The sequence below is a fragment of the Nostoc sp. FACHB-152 genome (assembly GCF_014697475.1).
GTDB lineage: Bacteria > Cyanobacteriota > Cyanobacteriia > Cyanobacteriales > Nostocaceae > Nostoc_B.
On the sequence record NZ_JACJRV010000085.1, the window covers coordinates 20,612 to 27,529 of the forward strand.

6 protein-coding genes are annotated in these 6,918 nt (G+C 39.8%); 1 reads left to right on the forward strand and 5 read right to left on the reverse strand.

The features are described 5' to 3' along the window. Positions 1-9: 9 nt before the first annotated feature. From H6G76_RS30950 to H6G76_RS30970, 5 genes are all read right to left on the reverse strand, one after another. Positions 10-2,649, reverse strand: coding sequence for a carboxypeptidase regulatory-like domain-containing protein (locus H6G76_RS30950; protein WP_190709493.1), 2,640 nt, complete (start codon positions 2,647-2,649; stop codon positions 10-12). A 185-nt stretch (positions 2,650-2,834) separates the two neighbouring features. Continuing rightward, positions 2,835-3,578, reverse strand: a complete 744-nt coding sequence (locus tag H6G76_RS30955) for a P pilus assembly protein, chaperone PapD (protein WP_190709494.1) — start codon at positions 3,576-3,578, stop codon at positions 2,835-2,837. A gap of 78 nt (positions 3,579-3,656) precedes the next feature. Continuing rightward, a complete protein-coding gene (locus tag H6G76_RS30960) occupies positions 3,657-4,106 on the reverse strand; it encodes a hypothetical protein (RefSeq protein ID WP_190709496.1) in 450 nt (149 codons plus the stop codon). A gap of 235 nt (positions 4,107-4,341) precedes the next feature. Then, entirely contained in the window at positions 4,342-4,851 is a 510-nt protein-coding gene (locus H6G76_RS30965) for a hypothetical protein (protein ID WP_190709498.1), read from the reverse strand. A gap of 827 nt (positions 4,852-5,678) precedes the next feature. Beyond that, positions 5,679-5,840, reverse strand: coding sequence for a hypothetical protein (locus tag H6G76_RS30970; protein ID WP_190709500.1), 162 nt, complete (start codon positions 5,838-5,840; stop codon positions 5,679-5,681). Here H6G76_RS30970 and H6G76_RS30975 point away from each other — a divergent pair. After that, positions 5,839-6,648 carry a superoxide dismutase gene (locus tag H6G76_RS30975; RefSeq protein WP_277883146.1) on the forward strand — a complete coding sequence of 270 codons (810 nt, stop codon included), beginning with the start codon at positions 5,839-5,841 and terminating at the stop codon, positions 6,646-6,648. The two genes, H6G76_RS30970 and H6G76_RS30975, sit on opposite strands and share 2 nt — an antisense overlap. Positions 6,649-6,918: the final 270 nt, after the last annotated feature.

Consider the following 6,918-nt stretch of genomic DNA (forward strand, 5'->3'; position numbering starts at 1 on the left):
TATCAGCCCCTACAGTTTTATGTTCAGTTCTTGAAAGTGCTGAGAAGACTCGTTCAACGTGACTGTATTTGGTTGAGCGACCTGATCATTAACTTTGATGTGATAGGTGCTTTGTGGCAAACGCTCTAGATAATAAACGCCAGCATCATTAGTCACAGAAAAACGACGTTGGTCTGATTTTGTTGCAATTGCTTCTACACGCGCACCTGCAACTGGCTTACCGTTAGTATCTGTAACCACTCCAGAGAGAGTGTAAGAAAGACGAAGCGGAATTAAAACAGAAGTGTAACTACCAGCAACTACATCTACTGCATAGCTATCTACAGTAGCTTCCCAGTCTAGAGGAAATCCAGCCGGATCTATATCTAGACGATAAGCTCCTGGTACAAGAGGAACGAGTATCCGTTGTTTTTGGATTTCTGGACGAAATGATGTGATAGGTTGGTTATTAAGAGCAAAAAGTAAATCAGAGTTTTCTGTATATATCTGTTCGCCGCGATCGCGTTTATTGTTATTATTCTTGTCAAAAAAAGGTTGAATGGCTAATCCCCCGACAGAACGGAATCTATCTGATTTGCGATCGCCTGGAAAGATTCCCCCATCAAAGTTCAGGCTAGAAACAATCTCTAAACTATAAGAACTTTCATCGGAACTCAGAGAACAGCCTTCATATCGGCCTCGCACTAGCAACCCTGGGATAGCAGCAGTTTGCAAAGTCACTATTGGCCCGGAACTGCGGGAACCAATACCATATCCTAATTCCACATCCCAAAGATTTCTGCCATCAGATGACTGTTCTGGAGAGCGGTAACGCCAGGCTAAAGTCGCTAGGTTATCCAAACGGTTTAAGTTGCGTGTTTCATAACCTAGTTGTAAAGAATAACCACTCTCAGAAATCGAGCTACCAGATAAGTTGTATTCTAACTGTGATGTTGTACCAATGTCATTACCTTGATGACTAAACGATAACAGCCCCAAACGTTGATAAACATTCCAGTTTCTGTGGTTTTCTGCATCTATACTAAAACGCCCTAAAGACATCCATTCTCCAAAGCTAAATGATGTCTGCACTCCAGTTTCCCAACCACGACTGCTGTCATAATTGCCCAACAGAGTTAAATGAGGGGAAATACGCCAATCTAAGTTAAATTGGCTAGAAAACTTATCAGTATTAAATTGGGCAGTAACATTCTTAGTAGGAGATAAACGCACATTAGCATTAATATCCCAGTTGCCATTTTTATCGGCTGAAAGTACAGAGGCTGCAACCTCTAGAGGAAAGTTATTAGGACGATAAAATATTTCTCCTAATCCTTTGATATTTTGATCGTAGATTAAGCCAGCACCTACAGTTAAGTTTTCTGAGACACCCCACCTGCGAGCAATTCCCCCCTGAAATTCAGTAAAATCTCCCAAAAAATTTTGATTGTTTTCGCCTGATAATTGCCGCCGCCAGCCACCAGATACAATTGTTGCTGATGCTCCTTGGGGAATTTGTCCGGGGATGTTAGAGAAAGTTGCACTACGAATTTCTGGTTGAGCAGTTAGCCTACCTTCGAGATACAGTAAGACGCGATAACTACCTGATGACTGTCCCCCAACAGGTAAATTTTCAAAACGGTAAATTCTAGAGGAATCTACCAAAACTTCAGCAATGGGGCGATCGCCTAAACCTCGTGTTAGTCTGACTAAAGTTCCAGGTGCAGCGTTACCGACAATTGTGCGTCCAATTTCTTGTGCTTGTAAGCGTTGATTGGGACTAAAACTACCGCCTTCTAAGGGTACTACCGTTTTAAATCCCTGTCTTTGAATAGTTGTAAAACCCCAATATTGTTCGCTGGCTTGACTACGCCAAAAAGTCGGCTGAGAACCGATAGCGTAATCAGCTTTATCTGTTTCTCTTAAATACTGAGCTTCAGCTAAATTCCACGTGCTAAAGTCTGTCAGGTCTCTTTGATTAGCACGTAAAAAGAAACTACCATTGAAAACTGTTCCTACAGCAGTCATTTCTCCCGCCAAACTAGGAGTTGATGTTATTGAACCACTAGTATTTACTCTTTGCTCAATAGCCGTCAGAGCTTGTTTAGGAGCTTTAACTATTGGTAATCCTTCTAATTGGATAGGTGCTGTAGTGCTATCCTCTACAGATGATGCTGGTTTTTCTAACCAAGGAACATTTAAAGTGATCGCATAATCAATAATATCGAATTGGGCTGTTACCCCAAAAATAGTTTCTAATTGTTTAATAGAAAAAGCTAGTCCTAGTTCTGGGTCATTAATTAACTGCTTGGGGTCAATGCGAGTTACCAAACCAGGAGAACGTACTTCTAACTGACCATCTGGTAAAGATTTAACTGATAGTTTTAAAGATGCAACAACAGCATCATAAGATATTAACCAATCTGCAAAATTAATAGCTTCTTTGCCATTTTCCTGTCCTCGCACAAATGTGCTGGGTAAAATATTAAGTTTGCCCACATTTAACCCAACTGGGAAAACAGAAAAAGCCTCTGTAGTCGCTGTTTGCGGTGCAGAGGCTTGTGTTTGGCGGATAAAACTTTCGCTAGTATCTGCTGCTAATGCTTGTGTAGAATTGATTGGTAGCAGATAACAAGTTAATAATGCTAGCACCCAGTAAATTTTGTTCATTTGCCGGAAGAGGCAGTAAGTAGGTCTGTGTTAAAAATTGTCGTTATGGCAAAGCAGGAGGACGACACTTTGCTCAAGTCGGGAAACCCGCCCACGCAAGTGTCTCCAGAGGGCATAAGGCTGAAGGGAAGAGGTTTTTAAGCCGCTTTACTGTTCGTTAAATAGTTCGATTTATTTGCACCGTTCTACTTATTAGGAATTGTCACGTTGATATTAAATTTCTGCTGATTTTGATTATTTTCGCCCCAGAGTAATTCCCCAGTAATTTGGTACTCACCTGCAACTAAGGCTGTTTCTGCTTGCTGGCTAGAACTTAACGGAATATAGCGATCGCTCTCGGCAATAATGTAATTAGAATCAGTAAGACCTTGTTTAATTACCTTATTTCCTTGCTTTAAAGTCCATTTAACTGTTGTTCTAGCAGAAAGTTTACCTGTAGATTTAACTAATAGTTGAATTTGCTTTTGCTCTTGATTCCAACTTGCACTATCTACTACTAAGTTGTTAGACAGCTTACCTTGGCGAACATAAACTGTTGCACCTATTCTAGTAGCGATATTCACTTTATTACCGTTTTGATCTATCCTTTCATCCAACTTTTCCGTAAAAATAACTGCGCGATATTCTCCTTCAGGGAAATTAGGCGGAAAGCGAGTTATCAAACGCACTTTTCTGCTGACTCCAGGGGGTATGACTAACTCTCGCGGAGAGAATTGCAGATAGGGATTAAGGTCATTAGGGCTAGAAGTTAAAGTTTTAAACCCAGTAACGCGGTCATAAGTAAAAGGTTGAGCATAGACACGAGCGCGAAAAGGTTGATCACTATTATTACTGACATTAATACTAGCTTGAGCTTGGCCACGATTAGCTTGCAAATCTATAACCATTGGTGAAAGACTAACCTGCGCTTGTGCAGGAAAACTCGTCATTAAAGATCCACAGAAAACTAAACTGGTTAATTTTAAAGTAGACGTAAGCAGTGAATTTTTGTTAAACATTTTTTAAAATTAAGGTATGATAGTTAACTCCGCAGCAAAGGCATAATTACCTGCCGCCAGTGGGCTACCTTTATCTACAAATATGTTGATTATTAATGATGTTGTTCCAACAGATAAAGGTAATGAAGAAGCTTGATTAGAATTTATAGATAAACCAGTTGGTGTTTCCACAGTCGCAACAGCCGAGACAGGTGTAAAGTTAATGCCAGATGTTTGACGTGGAGGCAAGACCATTAATTTGGATGGCTGGTTACAGGTAACAGTCACCTCAATAGCTGTACCCCCAGTATTAGGAAGACTTGCTAACTTAGTCGGCAATATTTTATCGGTAGCTAAGTAACCTGGTAAAAACTGGCTAAAAGTACATCCACTCTGGGCAGTTTCGGCTATTGCTATTGAAGATAAGCTTATCGCCAGACTGAATGTAGAGACTAATAAATAAAATAGGCGAATAAACATTTACTTGCACATTAAATTTATCACCTAAGTAAATTGGTGGGAAAAAACAAACTATGTTGATTAAAGTTAATTAAGTTAAAACCCTCTATTTTAAATATTTACGCCGTTCTACTTAATCAATAAAATTCTTTATCAATAGCAAAAGTAATCTGATGTGATTTCATGATTTTTTGATTAAAGCTCCTAGCAAATATGATAGGAGCTTTAAAACTACAAACTTAAGTCAAGTTTGCCTTTATGGAGCAACTGTTAAGGTTACAGTGTAGTTATATGTACCTGCTGGAATAACAGTCGTACCGTTGTTTACATCCATATCTACATTGATAGTTGTTGCTTCACTAGTCTTGAGAGTTACCTTAGTACCATCGCTTTTTGCTTCAGATGATGTTAAAGTCGCGCTGCTTGCAGTAGCTTTGCTTGTAAGACTAGTAGGAGTTAAGGCACTTGCAGCCCCAGCACCTGCAATTGGTGCAGCGATACCCAGTTGCGCTCCATAGTTACAAGTAACGCTAGTTCCACCCTGTCCACCGCCTGTTGACGATGTACTTAATGTTTTTGAGTTAGGGCCACTGATTGCTAAAGTACCGGAACTAGCACTGCCAAAAACACAAACTTGTGGGATAATACCTTGAAAATTAACAGTTTGATCAGCAGTTTCTCCTGTAGTCCCTGCAAAAGCACCAGGAGCAGCAACTACGGTACCTGTAACGAACAAAGCAGAAGCTAATAAAAAACGACGGATCATGATTGTATTCCTCATCATTAATAAATTACTGGACTTGTTTGTTGATTTGAGATTTACTAGTAATAATTAGTAATTTTTAACCCAAACCAGATTCTTTCTAAACTCAACCTCGACTCACTGCAATTGCTGATTAAATGTGTTTTTGACTTCGCTTAACCGCCTTTTGCATATTGCTAATATAGCGAGTTAAAAAATTATAAATAATGGCAAAATTACTAAACTTTTATTGATTAGTATTCCGGTAAAAACACTCTAGAAATAGTCAGTAATTAAATAAGTATTCATCCTGTCACCATCGACAGCTACTGATGCTTAACTACTGATAAAAATGCCAAAGTCTCAGAATTCGTCAAGCAGGAAGCAAGCAAGTTATAACAGTAGACAGTAAACAACCAAACATGACCAGGCTTGAAAGCCGCTTTATATATGGGTTTTATCGGATTTTATGCCCTAAGTGCTTAGATAGACAAGCTTGCGTAAAATCCCCTGAGTAGTTTGGATAAGTATCCGTAGTTACATCAGCAGGGCTTATTCCCCTTTCTCCCAATTGTTCACAAGCACCAATACTTACCCAGCTGCTCAAAGCATTTTGCCAATGTTCTTTCTTCCAACACAGTGAGCAATTACGTGCTGTTAATGTGCTTAAGTGGAAAGGGTATTAGCCACGTTGGGCAGGAAAAAAGAGGACTGGATACCAGCTATAACGTAATAATTCAGCCGCAAAACTGGAAACCAACCATTCTTGGATTTTACCTATGGTTCCAGAAGAAACTGCGATCGCACTAAATATCACCTGTCGCAGACAGACGCTTTCAAAACCTCATTAATTAAAAACGTTGATGCTGCACATCTACATCAGTAGATTTAGACAAAAAGCCGTATTGAGAATTACTAGTTCTATTCAAGGATAGTTGCGCCAATTGCCTAAAGAATGCAACAATCTGAGTGAATTTTGTCAGATATATAGCCAGTAAGAAGAACTTAGTCATGAAATCATTTCTTAAGCAACCAGTTATTTGGTTTTGCATGGGACTTTTGCTCATATTTACTCTATATGCTTGCCAACCTCAACAAGTAGCAGAGTCACCCCAAATTCCTACTGCAACTCCTGTACAAACATCTACACCTACTACAAATACACGCCCTGTAGCTTATATTGATCGCCTGTTAAGCACAAATCCTGCCGAGTTACCACCATTACCTTACGCTGATAACGCCCTAGAAAAGGCGATTGACGCAGAAACAATGAAATTGCATCACGACAAGCATCATGCAGCTTATGTTAACAACCTCAACAATGCTTTAAAAAAATATCCGCAACTACAAAAGAGCAGCGTGGAGGCTTTACTCCTGGATTTGAATAACATCCCTGAGGATATTAGGACAACAGTACGTAACAATGGTGGCGGTCATCTTAACCATACAATCTTTTGGCAAATCATGAGTCCTCAAGGTGGAGGAGAACCAAAAGGCGAAATCGCCCAAGAAATTAACCAAACTTTTGGTAGTTTTGACGCTTTTAAAAAACAGTTTAATGCAGCAGGAGGCGATCGCTTTGGTAGCGGTTGGGTTTGGTTAGTCCGAAATGCCCAAGGTCAATTGCAAATTACCAGTACACCCAATCAAGATAATCCTATTTCTGAAGGGTCATATCCGATTATCGGAAATGATGTATGGGAACACGCTTATTATCTGAGATATCAAAATCGTCGTGCCGATTATTTAAATAATTGGTGGAATGTCGTCAACTGGTCGGAAGTCAACAGACGCGCCCAAGCTTCACGCCAAAATACTTAGTGGCATTAGTTTACGAGAATTTCCTCACTCTTTTATACAACAAGAGAAGGGTGAGGATAGAGTAGGCGCAAAGAATCTATCTTTATTCTTGATTCAAAAGCTCATTTCATACCGCATTTATGCAATGCCGGAAAAATATTCTCTTGCTATTTAAGTAGGAAGGCACAAATAAACTTAACTAGATAAGTCTTGGGCAAAATAGCTAAAAACCTCTTCCCTCCTGCCCTCTGGAGACACTTGCGTGGGCGGGTTTCCCGACTTGAGCAAAGT